The sequence below is a fragment of the Methylosinus sp. shoA genome (assembly GCF_059718125.1).
Genome location: NZ_AP046091.1, coordinates 1,627,044 through 1,644,138, shown reverse-complemented (window position 1 = coordinate 1,644,138; position 17,095 = coordinate 1,627,044). Strand labels below are relative to the sequence as shown.

The 17,095-nt window shown below is 64.5% G+C and carries 9 protein-coding genes and 1 pseudogene; 7 read left to right on the top strand and 3 right to left on the bottom strand.

Annotation, left to right across the window (positions count from 1 at the left end):
• The gene (locus AC6IW9_RS07455) at positions 1-7,107 is read left to right on the top strand and encodes an amino acid adenylation domain-containing protein (protein WP_497770879.1); all 7,107 of its coding nucleotides are present in this window, start codon (positions 1-3) and stop codon (positions 7,105-7,107) included.
• Positions 7,104-10,469 carry an amino acid adenylation domain-containing protein gene (locus AC6IW9_RS07450; protein WP_497770876.1) on the top strand — a complete coding sequence of 1,122 codons (3,366 nt, stop codon included), beginning with the start codon at positions 7,104-7,106 and terminating at the stop codon, positions 10,467-10,469. The genes AC6IW9_RS07455 and AC6IW9_RS07450 overlap by 4 nt, the downstream gene beginning before the upstream one ends.
• Positions 10,470-10,999: 530 nt before the next feature.
• Here AC6IW9_RS07450 and AC6IW9_RS07445 read toward each other — a convergent pair.
• The 3 genes and pseudogenes from AC6IW9_RS07445 to AC6IW9_RS07435 form a co-directional block, all read right to left on the bottom strand.
• Entirely contained in the window at positions 11,000-11,434 is a 435-nt protein-coding gene (locus tag AC6IW9_RS07445) for an energy transducer TonB family protein (RefSeq protein ID WP_497770873.1), read from the bottom strand.
• Positions 11,435-11,858: 424 nt separating this feature from the next.
• A pseudogene (locus AC6IW9_RS07440) lies at positions 11,859-12,134 on the bottom strand (FAD-dependent monooxygenase); the annotation flags it as partial.
• On the bottom strand, positions 12,134-12,421 hold the full coding sequence (locus AC6IW9_RS07435; RefSeq protein WP_497770870.1) for an FAD-dependent monooxygenase: 288 nt from the start codon (positions 12,419-12,421) through the stop codon (positions 12,134-12,136). The gene AC6IW9_RS07435 and the pseudogene AC6IW9_RS07440, both read right to left, overlap by 1 nt.
• Before the next feature lie 147 nt (positions 12,422-12,568).
• Here AC6IW9_RS07435 and AC6IW9_RS07430 point away from each other — a divergent pair, with 147 nt between their 5' ends.
• The 5 genes from AC6IW9_RS07430 to AC6IW9_RS07410 all read left to right on the top strand — a co-directional run bounded on the left by AC6IW9_RS07430 (position 12,569) and on the right by AC6IW9_RS07410 (position 17,090).
• A complete protein-coding gene (locus AC6IW9_RS07430) occupies positions 12,569-13,495 on the top strand; it encodes an MBL fold metallo-hydrolase (protein ID WP_497770867.1) in 927 nt (308 codons plus the stop codon).
• 121 nt (positions 13,496-13,616) lie between these two features.
• On the top strand, positions 13,617-14,594 hold the full coding sequence (locus AC6IW9_RS07425) for a S41 family peptidase (protein WP_497770864.1): 978 nt from the start codon (positions 13,617-13,619) through the stop codon (positions 14,592-14,594).
• Positions 14,595-14,743: 149 nt separating this feature from the next.
• A complete protein-coding gene (locus tag AC6IW9_RS07420) occupies positions 14,744-15,133 on the top strand; it encodes an SAM hydrolase/SAM-dependent halogenase family protein (protein WP_497770862.1) in 390 nt (129 codons plus the stop codon).
• Positions 15,134-15,288: 155 nt separating this feature from the next.
• Positions 15,289-16,335, top strand: a complete 1,047-nt coding sequence (locus AC6IW9_RS07415) for a cytochrome P450 (protein WP_497770859.1) — start codon at positions 15,289-15,291, stop codon at positions 16,333-16,335.
• The gene (locus AC6IW9_RS07410) at positions 16,335-17,090 is read left to right on the top strand and encodes an SAM-dependent methyltransferase (RefSeq protein WP_497770857.1); all 756 of its coding nucleotides are present in this window, start codon (positions 16,335-16,337) and stop codon (positions 17,088-17,090) included. The genes AC6IW9_RS07415 and AC6IW9_RS07410 overlap by 1 nt, the downstream gene beginning before the upstream one ends.
• The last annotated feature ends 5 nt before the right edge of the window (positions 17,091-17,095 follow it).

Genomic DNA, 17,095 nt, shown 5'->3' with positions numbered 1-17,095 from the left:
ATGGAACGTGATGATCAGCGTCTCGCTCGCCGCTTCGCTGCGCTTACCCCTGACGCACGATGCAATTTCTTAAAGAAGCTTCGCGAAGCCGGGCTGAGTTTCGCCGAGCTTCCCATCGTGAGAGCGGACAGGGGCGATCCGATTCCGATCTCCTACGCCCAGCGCAGTCTGTGGTTGACCTGGAAGCTGGACCCGACGAGCCCGGCCTACAATTTGCCCGGCGCATTGCGTTTCAAAGGATCGCTGAACGTAAGCGCATTGCTGTCCGCGGTGCGGGCTCTCATCGAACGGCACGAGACTTTGCACACCGTCTTACGGGCCGGCGCCGACGGCGATCCGGTTCAGGTGGTCATGTCGCCGAGCGCTATCGGCGCTGAAGTCGTGGATTTGGGTCGGGTCCCCGAGCAGCTTCGCTTCGAAGAGCTGCGCCGGCTGCAGCATCGCTTCGCACAAGCTCCATTCATACTCGATGCAGAGCCACCCGTGCGAACCGTGTTGTGGAAGCTCGGTGAAAGTGACCATGTCTTGGGTATCGTTCTTCACCATATTGCGGGCGACGGCGTATCCGCTCGCATATTGCTCGAGGAGCTTCTTCATCTGTATCAAATCGAATGTGATCCGAAAGTGGAAAGGCTGCAGCCGCTGCCGGTCCAATTCGCGGATTATGTCGTTTGGCAACGTAATTGGTTCGAGGCGGGCGAGAAAGAACGACAATTGGCTTACTGGCGCGCCCGGCTCGGCGATGACCATCCTGTGTTGGAACTACCCTTCGACAGGGCGCGAGGATCGTCGCCCGAAAGAAAAGAAGGCCGCCATCATTTCAGATTGTCCGCGGGGACGAGCGCAGGACTCGCGGTCTTGGCCAAAGAGCACGACGCCTCTCTGTTCATGGTCATGCTCGCGCTATTCATGCTGTTGTTGCGCCGCCTCAGCGGGCAGAGCGATATCCGCGTCGGGGTTCCGATTGCCAATCGCGCACGCGCCGAAGTTCGCGGCATGGTCGCGTGCTTGACCAATGTTCTGGTATTGCGAACCCGCGTGGAGACGTTCCGAATTTTTTCCGACCTGCTCGGCGATGTGCGAAAAGCAGTTCTGGACGCCCATAGTTACCCGGATCTTCCTTTCGATCTGTTGGTGGAAGCGCTGCAGCCCGAGCGCCAGCCGAATGTGAATCCGCTGTTCCAGGTGAAATGCACGCAACAAGATGATGTGCCGGCCGATTGGGAACTGCCCGGCCTCGAAATCCAGGTCGAAGACTTTTCAGCGGGGGACGCCCATTTTGATCTCAGTCTCGACTTTGTCGATGGCGCCGATGGCGTCGAAGCGATATTCGCCTATCCGCAGGGGCTGTTCGATCGTGATTCGATCCAGCGCTTCGCACATATGTTCGAAATATTGGCGAAGCAGGTTGTCGAGCGCCCCGGATCCAAATTGAGCGAATTGGATCTCGGGGAGAAATCCTCCTGTCTGCCAGGCGACCGGCGAGCATTCGATAATGCCGATGTGTTGGGCTTGTGGATCGCGTCTGTTCGTCGCTTCGGGAGCCGAACCGCTGTTCGCGATGAACGTCACACCTATAGCTACGAGGAGCTCGACGCTCAGTCCGATAGGCTCGCAGCGGAATTGACGGATCGTGATATCGGCCTGGAAGCGCGAGTGGGTATTCTAGCAGAGCGCTCGTGTGAATTCGTGCTGGGCGTGCTCGCGGCGCTCAAGGCAGGAGCCGCCTACGTGCCGCTGGATCCGCAACTGCCCACGGAACGCCTCGCCTTTCAGGCCGAAGATAGCGGCGTTCGCGCTCTCTTGTGCACGAAATCGCCGGCATGGACGATCCCGGCGCCGATCATTCGATTAGCGTTCGACGAAGAGACGAATGGCCGGCGCATTTTGCGAGACAGTCCGCATCCGGATCAGGCGGCATATGTCGTTTACACCTCCGGCTCCACGGGAAAGCCCAAAGGTGTGGTCGTCACTCGCGAAGCGCTCGCCAATTATGTGCAGGCGGTTCTCGAGCAAATGAATCTCCCCGAACGCGCGACGGAAGTCGCCATGGCGTCGACCGTGGCGGCGGATTTGGGCAACACGAGCCTGTTCGGCGCCTTGTGCAGCGGACGCACTTTGCACCTCGTTTCGCAGGATCGCGCTTTCGATCCCGACGCCTTTGCGCAATTCATGGCGGATCGGCGTATCGATGTGCTCAAGATCGTGCCCAGTCATCTGCAAGCGCTCATGAATGCAAATGCGCCCGCCGACGTGCTGCCGACCACTCGACTGGTGGTCGGAGGCGAAGCGACGCGCTGGCCGTTATTCGAACGGATAGCCGCGCTCAAGCCCGCATGTGCGGTTCTCAATCACTATGGCCCGACCGAAACAACTGTCGGCATACTCACCCAGGAAGCAAGCAACGCAGCGCGACTGGCCGATTCATTGCCGGTGGGAAAGCCTCTCGCGAACTGCGATGCATATGTGCTCGACGCCGAGCTCGATCCGGCTCCACACGGGGTCGCGGGTGAGCTGTATCTGGGTGGCGTCGGTTTGGCGCGCGGCTATCAGTCGCGAGCGGCGCAAACGGCCGATCGGTTCATCGCCGCCCCTTTTCAAACAGGCGGGCGGTTATATCGCACGGGCGATCGCGTCAAGGCGCTGAAAGACGGCAGCCTGGAATTTCTCGGCCGCGTCGACGATCAGGTGAAAATTCGAGGCTACCGTGTGGAATTGCGGGAAGTCGCGCACGCCTTGCGGCAGCAGCGGGGAATTGCGGAGGCCGAGGTCGTCGCAACGCAGGATGACGACGGCCGCCATCGGCTCGATGCTTATGTGGTGGCGCGTCCAGGTGAACGGATCGATGTAGAGCGTGTGCGCGAATCGCTCGCCCGAACGCTGCCCGATTACATGATGCCGGGCGCGATCATGGCGCTGGATGCGCTGCCGCTGACCGTCAATGGAAAGGTCGATCGCAAAGCTCTGCCGGCGCCGGCCGATCGTGGGGCAAAGGGCTATGAGGCGCCGCAGGGTAGGGTGGAGGAAGCGCTGGCCGGCGTTTGGGCCGAAGTGTTCGGCGTCGAGCGTGCCGGTCGGAACGATGATTTCTTCGTTCTGGGGGGCGATTCGATTCTTGCGTTGAAGCTCGTGGCGCGAGCGCGCAAGCACGGCGTTCATATGCTGCCCAAGCAGCTGTTCGCAGGGAAGACGCTCGCCGGTATGGCGCGGCTCGTGGACGAAGCATCGGCGAAGGAAGGGGAAGAGTCGACGCAGCCGAAGTTGCAGAGAGCGCATGGAACCCGGCCGCTTTCGGCGTCCTACGCGCAGGCGCGCCAATGGTTTTTGTGGCGACTTGATTCTTCGAGCACGGCGTATCACATCAGCGGGGCTCTTCGGCTCGAGGGGGCGCTCGATGTCCCGGCGCTGCGGGCGAGTTTCGCCGCGCTGGTGGAGCGTCACGAGTCGCTTCGCACGGTGTTCCGGGCGGATGCGGACGGCCGCGTGGAGCAGCATATTCTCGCCGCGATGCCGATCGACGCGCCGCTGATCGATCTCTGCGGGCTCGGCGACGCCGAGCGCGAGGCCCGCATGCGCGAGCAGGCGCAGGCGATCGGCGACCTCCCTTTCGATCTGACGCAGGGCCCTCTGCTGCGGGTGGCGCTGATCAGGACCGCCCGCGAAGAGCATGTGCTGGTGGTGGTGATGCACCACATCGTCTCCGACGGCTGGTCGATGCAGATCATCGTCGAGGAGTTCGTCGCCCAATATCGGGCGCGGCTGCGCGGCGAAGCGCCGGCGCTGGAGCCTCTGCCGATCCAATATGCCGATTATGCGGCGTGGCAGCGCAACTGGCTCGAGGCGGGCGAGAAGGAGCGGCAGCTCTCCTATTGGCGGGGGCGGCTCGGCGACGAGCATCCCGTGCTGCAATTGCCGACGGACCATCCACGCAAGGCGGAAGGAAGCTATCGCGCGGGGCGTTACGCCGTCGAGGCGCCGGCGCGTCTCGTCGGCGCTCTGCAGCGCCGTGCGCAGGCGGAAGAAGCGACCTTGTTCATGGCGTTGCTGGCGAGCCTGCAGGCGCTGCTGCATCGCTACGCCGGCGAGAGCGATATCCGCGTCGGCGTGCCGATCGCCAATCGTCATCGGGCGGAGACGGAGGGCGTCGTGGGCTTCTTCGTGAACACGCAGGTGCTGCGCAATGTCGTCGAGCCCCGGCAGAGCCTTACGCAGCTGTTGCGGCGGACGCGGGAAGCGGCGTTGGGCGCTCAGGCGCATCAGGACTTGCCGTTCGAGCAATTGGTGGAGGCTCTGCAGCCGGAACGCAATCTGGGAACCAATCCTCTGTTCCAGGTGATGTTCAATCACCAGCGGCAGGATCGGCGGGCGCTGCGGGATCTGCCGGGATTGCGATTGACGGAGCTCGCGCTCGGGGATCAGGGCGCGCAATTCGAGCTGGCGGTGGACAGCGTCGAGGATGCGGACGGCGGTTTGAGCGTGACGTTCATCTATGCGCGGGAGCTGTTCGATGCGACGACGATCGAGCGGATGGCGGGTCATTACATGGCGCTGCTGGAGGCGTTGGCGGAGCGGCCGGAGCAGGCGGTCGGCGATGTCGATCTTCTCGGCGCAGCGGAGCGGGCGCAGTTGCGGCGGTGGGGCGCGAATGATCTGCGTTTCGCCGATGTGGAGCCCGTGCAGCGGCTGTTCGAGCGACAGGCGCGCAGCCGCCCCGACGCGATCGCGCTGACGTTCGACGGCGCATCGCTTTCTTATGGCGAGCTGAACGCGCGCGCCAACCGGCTGGCGCATCGTCTGATCGCATTGGGCGTGAAGCCGGATGCGCTGGTCGGCGTCGCGGTGGAGCGTTCGCTGGACATGGTGGCGGGCCTGCTGGCGGTTCTGAAGGCGGGCGGAGCCTATGTGCCGCTGGATCCGGACTATCCGGCGGATCGGCTGGCCTATATGGCGCAGGACAGCGGGATCGCCCTGCTGCTGACGCAGAGCGGGGTGAAGGAGCGTCTTGCTTTCGCGGAGCGTCTGACGACGCTGGAGCTCGACCGGCTCGCTCTCGACGACGAATCCGATCTCGATCCTTCGGTCGCCGTTCATGCCGAGAGCCTCGCCTATGTGATCTACACCTCCGGCTCCACCGGACGCCCCAAGGGCGCCCAGCTTTGCCACCGCAATGTCGCCCGGTTGCTCTCTGCGACCGACGCCTGGTTCCAGTTCGGCGTGCGCGACGTGTGGACGATGTTCCACTCCTACGCTTTCGACTTCTCTGTGTGGGAGATATTCGGAGCGCTATGCACGGGCGGGCATCTGGTCGTGGCGCCCTATTGGGTGAGCCGCTCGCCGGAGGATTTTCTGCGACTGTTGCGCCGGCATGGAGTGACCGTGCTCAACCAGACGCCTTCGGCGTTCGGTCAATTGATGAATGCGATCGGGCCATATGACGAGTCGCTGGCTCTGCGGGCCGTGATCTTCGGCGGGGAGGCGCTCGATCCGGAACGCTTGCGTCCGTGGATCGAGCGCTGGGGCGATGAACGGCCGCGATTGATCAACATGTATGGGATCACCGAGACCACGGTGCATGTCACCTACCGACCGATCACGGCGAAGGACCTGCAAGGGCGCCGTAGCCCTGTCGGCGTGGCCATTCCGGACCTCGGACTGAGAGTGCTGGACGGCTCGTTACATCTTGCGCCGATCGGCGTTGCGGGCGAGTTGTATGTGGCCGGGGACGGTCTGGCGCGCAGTTATCTGAATCGGCCCACGCTGAGCGCGGAGCGGTTTGTCGCCGATCCGTTCGACGATCATGGCGGGCGGCTGTATCGCACCGGCGATCTGGCGCGCTGGAATAGCGACGGCGAGCTGGAATATCTCGGCCGTATCGATCATCAGGTGAAGGTGCGAGGCTTCCGCATCGAGCTGGGCGAGATCGAGGCGCAGCTGCTCGCACAATCGGATGTGCGCGAGGCGGTGGTGATTGCGCAGGCAAGTCCTGTGGGCTCGCGGCTGGCGGCTTATGTATCGGCGACGTCAGGACGAACGATCGACCCCTCGGCGCTGCGTGATCGGCTGCGCGAGACGCTGCCCGACTATATGACGCCGAGCGCCATCGTGGTGCTTGAGAGCCTGCCGCTGAATGCGAACGGCAAGATCGATCGCAAGGCGCTGCCGGCGGCGGAGGCCGTGAGCGATCGCGGCTATGAGGCGCCGCAGGGCGAGGTCGAAGAAGCTCTGGCGGCGATCTGGGCGGAGACGCTCGGCGTCGAGCGCGTCGGCAGGAACGATAATTTCTTCGAGCTCGGCGGGCATTCCCTGCTAGCGTTGCGCTTGCTGGAGCGCATGCGGATGCAAGGCTGGCGGACGCATGTGCGCGCCTTGTTTCAGCAGCCGACGCTGGCCCTTTTCGCGCAGGCGGTAGCCGAGAGTTCGGCGCCGGACGAAACGATCGCGCCCCCCAATCTCATTCCCGCGGATTGCGCGGCTATCGAGCCGAGCATGTTGACGCTGCTCGATCTCGACGCCGAAGAGATTCGTCACATCGAGGCGAGTGTGCCCGGCGGCGCGGCGAATATTCAAGACATCTACCCGTTGACGCCGCTTCAGGAAGGGATGCTGTTCCACCATCTGCTTCACGGCGAAGGCGATGCTTATGTGACGGCGCATACATTGATGTTCGACAGCAAGGAACGATTGGATCGCTTCGTCGCTTGCTTCAATCGAGTGGTCGGACGTCACGATATCTTGCGTACGGCCGTGCTTTGGGAGAATCTGACCACGCCCGTGCAAGTGGTCTACCGGCGCGCGGAAATGCAGGTGCATTGGCTCGCCGATGAAGACACGGCCGGTAGCGACGCCGGCGAGCGGCTGGCTCTGTTCGCAGATCCCCGGCGCTTCCGGATCGATGTGCGTCGCGCCCCGATGTTTCACGCCGTGGGGGTCGGGGATGGCGCCAATGGGCGCTGGCTGCTCAGGCTGCTGGGTCACCATATGGTGGACGACAACACCACCGTGAAGCGATTGATCGAGGAAGTCGCCCTGATCAGCTCGGTAAGGAAGAGCTGTTGCCGAAGCCGTCGCCGTTCCGGGATTTTGTGGCGAGGGCTCGATCGAGCATGAGCACGACCGAGCACGAAGGGTTCTTCCGCAAGATGCTGGGTGATGTGGCGGAGACGACGGCGCCTTTCGATCTGCTCGACGTGCGAGGCGACGGCAGTGACGTCGCAGAGGCGCGGCTGCCGTTGACAATGGCCTCGGCTGCGCGAATACGCCGAAAGGCGCAACGCCACGGAGTGAGTTCTGCGAGCCTTTTCCATTTGGCATGGGCGCTGGTGCTGGGAAAATTGGTGGGGAGAGACGACGTCGTGTTCGGCACGGTGCTGTTCGGCCGCATGCAGAGCGGCGCGGGCGGCGATCGGACCCTCGGCATGTTCATCAACACGCTGCCGCTCCGCGTGGAATTGAAGAGATTTGACGTCGAGCAGTGCCTTCGCCGAACTCATGCGATGCTGACCGACCTGATACATCACGAACACGCCAGTCTCTCACTGGCGCAGCGTTGCAGTGGTTTGCCGAACGATGCGCCTTTGTTCTCGACGCTGTTGAATTATCGCCACAGCGAGCAGCAGGCCGATGAAGCGGCCGATGAAGCATGGGAAGGCGTCGAGGTCATAAAGAGTGAAGAACGCACCAATTATCCTCTCGGTATATCCGTGAACGACCTCGGCCGAGGATTCGAGCTGGTGGCGCATGTCAGCGCTTCGGTCGATGCTTCCCAAGTCTGCGAATACATGAAGGCGGCGATCGATGGCGTTGTCGACGCTCTCGAGCAGGGATCGAAGCGACCGGTTGTCGACATTGCAGTGCTCGGCGCAGCAGAGCGGGCGCAGTTGCGGCGGTGGGGCGCGAATGATCTGCGTTTCGCCGATGTGGAGCCCGTGCAGCGGCTGTTCGAGCGACAGGCGCGCAGCCGCCCCGACGCGACCGCGCTGACGTTCGACGGCGCATCGCTCTCCTATGGCGAGCTGAACGCGCGCGCCAACCGGCTGGCGCATCGTCTGATCGCATTGGGCGTGAAGCCGGATGCGCTGGTCGGCGTCGCGGTGGAGCGTTCGCTGGACATGGTGGCGGGCCTGCTGGCGGTTCTGAAGGCGGGCGGAGCCTATGTGCCGCTGGATCCGGACTATCCGGCGGATCGGCTGGCCTATATGGCGCAGGACAGCGGGATCGCCCTGCTGCTGACGCAGAGCGGGGTGAAGGAGCGTCTTGCTTTCGCGGAGCGTCTGACGACGCTGGAGCTCGACCGGCTCGCTCTCGACGACGAATCCGATCTCGATCCTTCGGTCGCCGTTCATGCCGAGAGCCTCGCCTATGTGATCTACACCTCCGGCTCCACCGGACGCCCCAAGGGCGCGGCGATCCGGCATCGGTCGCTGGCGAGCTGCATGAACTGGATGCAGCACGCCTATGGGCTCACGGGCGACGATGCGGTTCTGCACAAGGCGCCTTTCGGCTTCGACGTGTCGGTGTGGGAAATCTTCTGGCCGTTGACTTCGGGGGCGCGCCTGGTGGCGGCGAATCCGGGAGATCACCGCGATCCCGAGCGGATCGTCGAGCTGATCCGCCGGCACGAGATCACGACGTTGAACTTCGTGCCGGCGATGCTGCAGGCGTTTCTGGCGCATGACGGCGTTGAGGTCGAGACGCGTCTGCGCCATGTGATCTGCGGCGGCGAAGCCATGCCGGCGGCGACGCAGCGGGACGCCCTGCGGCGCTTGAAGGGAGCGAGCCTGGAGAATCTGTATGGTCCGACCGAGACGACGATCCATGTCACGCGATGGCGTTGCCGCGACGATGGCGGCAGCCGGGTTCCGATCGGCCGGCCGATCGCGGAGACGCAGGTCCATGTGCTGGACGCGGCGCTGGCTCCCGCTCCGGCGGGCGTCGCGGGGGAGCTCTATATCGGCGGAGAATTGCTGGCGCGCGGCTACTCGAATCGTCCGGCGCTGAGCGCGGAGCGGTTTGTCGCCGATCCGTTCGACGATCATGGCGGGCGGCTGTATCGCACCGGCGATCTGGCGCGCTGGAACAGCGAGGGCGCGCTGGAATATCTCGGGCGGATCGACCATCAGGTGAAGGTGCGGGGGTTCCGCATCGAGCCGGGGGAGATCGAGGCGCAGCTGCTGGCGCAGCCGGAGGTGCGCGAGGCGGCCGTGGTCGCGCAGGCCGGTCCTGCGGGCGCGCGGCTCGTCGGTTATGTATCGGCGGCGGCCGGGCGTGCGATCGACGCCGCGGCGCTGCGCGCGCGGCTGCGCGAGACGCTGCCGGATCATATGACGCCGGGCGCGCTCGTCGTGCTGGAGAGCCTGCCGCTGAACGCGAACGGCAAGATCGATCGCAAGGCGCTGCCGGCGGCGGAGTTCGTGAGCGATCGCGGCTATGAGCCGCCGCAGGGCGACGTCGAAGAGGCGCTCGCCGCCATCTGGGCCGAGACGCTCGGCGTCACCCGCGTCGGACGAAACGATAACTTCTTCGAGCTCGGCGGACACTCCATCTCGGCGTTGCGCGTCGTGACCTCGGCTCGATCGCGCATCCCAGGCCTGACGCTCACCTTGCGCGACATGATCAGCAAGCCCACGATTCACTCCGTATCGGCGCGTCCGAATTCGACGATGCTGCTCAACCGACGCGTCTCCGAGCGGGAGCCTCTCTTCTGCATCCATTCGGCGCTCGGCACCGCCCTAGGATATTCGTCATTGGCAAAATCGTTGAGCGGCGCGCGCTCCGTATATGGAATTTCTTGCAGAACGCTCGTCGATCCAGATCATCGAGACGTCTCGCTCGACACGATGGCGGACGATTATGTCGGGCTCATGCGATCGATTCAAAGCGAAGGGCCTTACTATCTCCTCGGCTGGTCGTTGGGGGGCATACTCGCGCCTCTCATCGCGGAGAGGCTCGAGCGCATCGGACAGGAGGTTCAATTCCTGGGCTTGGTCGATCCTCCATTGCCGAGCGGACTCGCCCGACAAGTCGCGTCCAGCGATTGGCGCGCAGGACATGCCTATCTGCTCGGAAGGGTCGGAGAGGCGAGCGGGGAGCATTTGCAGATTCCCGACGAGATCTGTGATCCGCTCGATTCCGAGCAGCCATTGCTCGAATGGACCCGCTCTCTGATGAAAGCGGGCTTGCTTCGTCCACAGGGTCAGTATGCAGGTCTGGAGGCGGAAGATTTGACCCGAGCCTGTCTGATGAGCAGGACGCTCGGATTGGCGACAGAGCGATTTGCCGGCTCGCTGCCGCCGGTGGCGGCGCCTGTCTATTGCTGGTGGTCGAAAGGTCGGCAGAGAGCCGTGATCGATGAAGTGTCGAGTCAGCTGCGGACGGCGAGAATTTCGCATTCGTACACCGACTCGGATCATGAATCGATCGTCTCCAGTCCGGCGCTGCTGGATTCGCTCGCCGAGCTGATGACAGCGTAACGCGTTCGGGTCTCGCCGCCTTCCGGCTGATCGGAAGTCCCGCTTCGCCGATTGAACTCACCGGAAGATTCGGACCGACCAAGCCCTCGATGGGAACGCCTTCCCCTACGGCCGAGTCTTTGGTCTCGACCGCCCCCTTCTGCGGGGCCTGCCGCCCCGCAACGCCCGCCGAGAGGAGAGTGCAGGCCGCGTCGCCGCGACATTGAGGGCTGGGAAAGAGGCTCCCGGCACCGTCGCGGAGAAGCAGCGATAGAGCAGGTCGAGCGCCAGCGCATGCACGGTGGCGGCAAGGGCAATGTCGGGGTTATTCGCCAGTTCGAGGCACAGGGCGGTGCGGGTGCGCGATCACATCCGCGACCAGTGGGGCGGGCAGGGCGTCCGGGTCTGCCTTGGCTTTGGTAGTAACGGCCACACATGTGGGCGACCCGTCGCCTTCCTCCCCCGCCCCTTCGAATCCAACATGGTTAACGAATCGACGATTTAAGACTCAGCCCTGCGATCGCCGGAACGTGATCTTTCTCGTCCCTTCGCTATCGGCTGAAGTTGATCGGCACGGCGAGCGTGATGGTCGCTCCGCCGACCTCGGGGGGCGGCGTCGGCACCGGGCTCGCGCGGCGCGGCAGAGAAACGGCTTCGGCGTCGAGGAGGTGGTCGCCCGACGAACGAAGGAGACGCGACGAGAGGACCCGGCCGGAGCGGTCGATGGAAAATGCGACCTGAGCCACGCCGGTGGCGGAGGCTCCTGCTGGAAAGCGCTTGTGGCGGTGGAGATGCGCCATCAGCGCGCCGCGCCAGGTCGCGGGCGATGTGGACGAATCGAATGAGGAGCTCGCGACCGGCGCCGCCGCGCGATCGGAACGCTCGGCCCGGGCGGTCGGCGGCGCCGTCGTCTGCGGCGCGCGCGCCTTGTCCGGATCGACCGGCTTCCGGCGCTCGACCGCTTTGGTTCGCCGAGCTTCGGCCATGGATGACAGCGGAGCTCGAGAAGCGCGGCGGCGACGTCAACGCCGTGTGGAGTGCGTTACGCGACAGCGGCATGGAGCTTACGGAGTGGCATGGCAACGCCGCCTTTGCCTTGCGCCGACCGGTCCTGGCGCAGCCGACTACGTCCAGGTTGCGCTCGGGCGCGAGACCGAGTGGCGTGCAGGTCCGGTCGTCAATTCGGACTATCGGCCGTGGAGCGCCGATGAGCTGCACGATCCGTCCTGGCTGAACCACGACGCAATGACGGACGACAAGGTATTGGCGGGACCGCTGTACCGGTTGCTCGGTAGGTCGGGCATCCACCGCGTGTTCTCGAGACACTGCGCTCCGTTGAACTCGGTGACCGGCTTGCGCTCGATCTTCATAGGTGTCGAACAGCGCGTCGTCGGCGAGCCCTCGCAGCGCGAGGTCGAGCTTCCAGACGAGATTGATGCTGTCCGGCACGCCAAAGTTCATGCCGAATCCGTGATGCGGGGGAAAGCGATGCGCGGAATCGCCGACGAAGAACACGCGGCCGACGCGCCATCTGTCGGTGACGGCCTGATCATGCTTCCAATGCAAGATGCTGGTGGCCTCGAGCTCGGCGTCGGGATCTCCGACCGCGAGCCGAATGATGTCGCGGCATCGCTCCGGCGTGTAGCTCTGCGGTCCTCGTCGGGCGCCGCCTCGAAATTGTAGGATCAGCGATTGGTCTGGCGGCGCCAGCCGAGCGCTCCCTGCGTGTCGGCGTTGAAGACCCAGAACAAGCCGCGATAGCGGCCAGCACGCTGCGTCTCGAGGTCGGCGCGGAACTGCATGTTGATCGAATTTCCGAAGGCGCCGTGTCCGCTCTCGCCGACGCCGAGCGCTTGGCGCCTGAGGCTGCGGACGCCGTCGGCGGCGATCAGATAGCGCGCGCGGATGGTCTTCTCGCGACGCCGGTCGCTTCGTCGAGCACATCGTTGCGCTCCGAGAGTCAATTCGTCCAATCGATCTGCATCTGCATCGCCGCCCCTCGTTCTATCGCCGTCGCGCCGCCAAAATTCGATCCTGGCAAAAAAGCGCTTGTCTGCGCCGCGCGCCCCAAGATATATCTAGTTAGTTAGTAGAGTTATGAACGAATGGAGCCTCAGCCGATGCGCAAAGTCGCCTGCACGTCCCTCGCCCTCGCGGCGAGCATTTTTGCTTTCGCGGCCGTGGCGCAGCAGCGCCCCGACTTCAGCAAGGTCGAGATCAAGACGACGCAGCTCGCAGAGAATTTCTTCGTGCTCGAGGGCCAGGGCGGCGCGATCAGCGTGCTGACCGGCCCCGAAGGCGTGCTGCTCGTCGATTCTCAATTCGCCCCGCTCACCGACAAGATCGTCGAAGCGATCAAGAAGGTTTCGGACAAGCCGATCCGCTTCCTCGTCAACACGCATGTGCATGGCGACCATGTCGGCGGCAATGAGAATCTCGCCAAGCTCGGCGCGCTGGTTTTTGCGCGCGACCAGCTGCGCGCGCGTCTGCAGAACCCGAATCCGGCCCCGGACGGGACGCCGGGCAAACCCGCCGCCGCCCAGGCGCTGCCGGTCGTCACCTATGACAATCAGGTCACCATCCATCTCAACGGCGAGCATGTGCGCCTCATCCCGATCCGCAACGCCCATACCGACGGCGACACGCTCGTCTATTTCCCCGAGCACGATATTCTCGCGGTCGGCGATTATTTCCGCAGCACGGGCTATCCAGTCGTCGATCTCAACAATGGCGGCACTCTCGCCGGCATCATCGACGGCCTCGGCGCCACGATCGGCAGAGCCGGCCTCGCCACCAAGGTCATTCCCGGCCACGGCGCGATCGTCGATCGCAACGCGCTCATCGCGCAACGCGATCTCATCGTCGCCGTGCGCGACAAGGTCGCCGCGCTCATCGACCAGGGCAAGACGCTCGAGGAGACGATCGCCGCCAAGCCGACCGCCGAGTTCGACGCCAAGGTTCCGCAAGCGGAGCAGACCTCCGAGCGCTTCGTGAAATGGCTCTACGCCGAGGTCAAGGCCGCCAAGACCAAGACGGCCGCGCGCTGAGGACGGGGTCGGCCCAATGAAAAGGAGAAGGCCGGCCCCCGGCCTTCTCCTCCACCGGGCTTGCGTCGTCACCGTTGATCCGACGTGGCGCTTTTCGCCGACGGTGACTTGGGGGAGTTCGATGCGATCCATTCGGCGGCATTTCGTCGAGGCTTGCGCGCTGCTGGCCTCGATGATGGTTCTACCGTGGCCCCTGCGAGCCGAAAATGCGTCGCAAGCGGCGCAATTGAACCCTGTCTCGATCCGTCGCTTGGTCGGCGAGATCGCGGCCGGTTTTCGGGCGGCATATGTCCATCCGGAGAAAGGCGATCGAGCGGCCGAAGCCCTCGAGAAGGCGCTGGCGGCAAACGCCTATGACAACCTCGCCGATCGGGACGAATTCGTTCGACGCATCGCCGCGGACCTTCGGTCGATCACGAGCGACAATCATATATTCGTCGTTCGCGATCTACGGCCTCCGACCCAAGTCGCGCCGCAGCCCAATGACGCCGGCTGCGGACGCGTAGACCGGTTCGAAGGAAACATCGGCTATATTCGCTTCGGCAGATTTGCTCCGCCGGAGATATTCAAGGATGCGGCCGACGACGCCATGCGCGAGGTGATGGACACGGAGGCGCTGGTCTTCGATATCCGCGGCAACAGGGGCGGCCATCCTCGCTCCGTCGCCTATCCGATCAGCTTTCTGCTCGATCCGTCGCATTCGATCCATGTCGCGAGCGCCGTCTGGCGCGACAAGGGAACATTGAATTTCAGGACAGAGGAATTGTGGACGAGCCCGACCCCCAGCCATTATCTCGGCAAGCCTGTCTACATCCTCGCCGGCCCGGATACATTCTCCGCAGGCGAAGGATTTGCGTATCATCTACAAGCGCTGAAGCGCGCGACGATCATCGGGGCCAAGACCAAGGGCGGCGCTCATGCGACCGAGCCGAACGCGGTGGTCGCAGTCGCGCCGGATATTTTCCTCGTCGCGCCGAACGGCCGGTCGGAAAATGCAATCACGAAGAGTGATTGGGACGGCGTCGGCGTTCGATCCGACATCGAGGTCGCTCCGGAGGCTGCGCTAGACGTCGCATTGCAGCTGGCGACTGCGCGCTGACGTCTCGACGTCGCTGATCGGCATTCGGGCAAAATAATGCAAGAATGCAAGGGATCCGAGCAGAGATACGCCGGCGCGCCAACGCATCTCTGCTTAGTCGGGTTTCGGCGAGATGACTGTGGTCTCTTCGACCCGAAGAGGAAAAGCCCATGCTTCGTCCGATCGTTGTTGCCTTGTTTTTCTGTCTTTCCTGCGGCGCCGCCATCGCCCGTTCTCCGCTCGTGCTGTTCACGGACTTCGGGACGGCGGACGGCGCCGTCACAGCAATGAAGGGCGTCGCCTATTCGATCTCGCAGGATCTGCTGATCGCGGACCTCAGCCATGAAGATCCGGGAAGCATCTTTGCCGGCGCCTATCGCCTCTACCAGGCTGAGCCCTACTGGCCCACGGGTTCGGTTTTCGTCGCCGTCGTCGATCCCGGCGTCGGAACGGAGAGGCTCGCCATAGCGCTCGAGACCTCGAGCGGCCGCTTTTTTCTCGCGCCCAACAATGGACTGCTCACATTCGTCGCCGAGCGTTTGTTCACAGGGCCGCAATGACGCTGGAAACCAAGGTCCAACTTCGCCATCATCCCGTCGTCGGATTGCCCATTGCTGTTTTGATCCGCGCGGCGGATTGCTCCGTTGCGCCACGCCGAGACGAGATCTCGGCGAAACACATCGTCCCGGGCCTTACAAATGGGGAGCGAGCCGCAATGATCGAGGGGTGGATCGAGCCTCTGGCCGAAGCGCATCGCGCCGATCCCCATCCGGCTTGGCGGCGCTGGCTCGATGAAGGACGGGTCCGCCGCGTGGACGGCCAGCTCGTCCTGCTCGGATATCGCGAAGTCCGCGACGCGCTGGCCCATCCCGACCTCGCTCATTGGCCAGGCGACCCGGCCCGACCGTTCGGCGCGGCGAGCCGCCATTGGTTCAGCGAGGCCGGCGCGACGGACGGCTGTGTCCGGTCCGCCGTGCTCGGTCAGCTCCGGCCCGCCTGGGAGAGTCTCGACATCGAGGCCCTGATCGCGGTTCATGTCGATAACTTCAGCGGCGGCGACATGGTCATCGACGTCGCCCATCCTCTAGTCTGGGAACTCGCCGCCAGCCTGCTCGGCCCATGGGAAGTCGCGCCTCCGGGCGCTCCATTGGCCTCGGCGCTTCCACAGCTGGCGGAGGGCGCCCCGGGGCCATGGACATCCTTCATCGAGACGATCGCAGGCGGCTCGGTCCTGGCGCCGCTGGTGGACCGGGGCGGCCCTGCGTTCGCCGCCTTCCTAATTTACGCTTTGACCGACAATCTTCAGAACGCCATCGGGCTCGCCGCTCACGCGCTGACGGCCCATCCGGATTTCGCCGAGGTCGTGGCCACGAGTCACGGCCGAGTCGCCGCGGAGCTGCTGCGTTACGACAGCCCGGTGCAGGCGGTGCCGCTACTGGCCCGGCGCGACGTCATGATCGCGGGCATGCGCCTCACCAAAGGCGATCGAGCATTGGCTGCGGTGGGCGCTGCGCACCGCGACCCGGCGGTGTTCGCTGACGCCGAACACCCCCGCCTGGTTCCCGACGACCCGGGACCGCTGAGCTTCGGACATGGCCCCCTCAAATGTCTGGGCGCCAATCTGGCGACCGATGTGCTGACGGCTTTCGCTCGAAGATTTGCGAGGATCGCGCCGTCGCTGAAGCCCGTCGGCGCGCCGGCTTGGCGTATCGCGCCGCCGTTCCTGCGCGGACCGGCTTCGCTGATGTTGGAGCGCCGGTGATGCTTGGCGAAATCGAGGGCGACGAGACGGACTTCGACAGCCGCTACGACGCGCGCATCCTGCACAGCGCAAACCGAATTTGGTTTGGCGAGGAGGGCTTCTATAACGTCGGCTGGTGGGAGGCGGACACGCCGGACCAGCCTACGGCCTGCCGCATGCTCGTGGACCGGGTGATCGCCGAGCTGCCCGCCGGTTCCGGCCCGGTGGTGGACGTCGGCTGCGGCCTGGGCGCGACAACCGCCCGGCTTGCCGCCGCCCTCCCCGGCCGTCGAGTTACGGGAGTGAATACGTCAGAGGCCCAGCTCGCCTGGGCGCGCGCCCGCTACCCCCACATTGCTTTCGCGCGTATGGACGCCGCCGAGCTGCCTCTCCCGACCGGCTCGGTCGAGGCGCTCGCGTCGATCGAAGCGCTGCTCCACGTCCGTACTCGGCGAGCTTTCTTCAACCGCGCCGCGGAAGTCCTCATGCCCGGCGGGCGTCTCGTCGTCACCGATCTCCTTCCGAACGACCCCGACTGCCTGGGGCGCTGGATGCTGCCCGCCGAGAACGCCGAGCGTGATCTGGACGACTACCGGACCTCGCTGGAGTTGGCCGGGCTGGAGGTAATCCGGCTCGACGACATCACGGAGCATACTTGGCGCGCCTTCTGCGCGCGCCGCGCAGCCGCCGAAACGGAGCCGCTGCGCAGCGCATTCGTCGACCTCGGAGTCCGAGGCGCGCGGCGCTACCTTCTGGCCGTGGCGCGGCGGCGCTGAGCGGA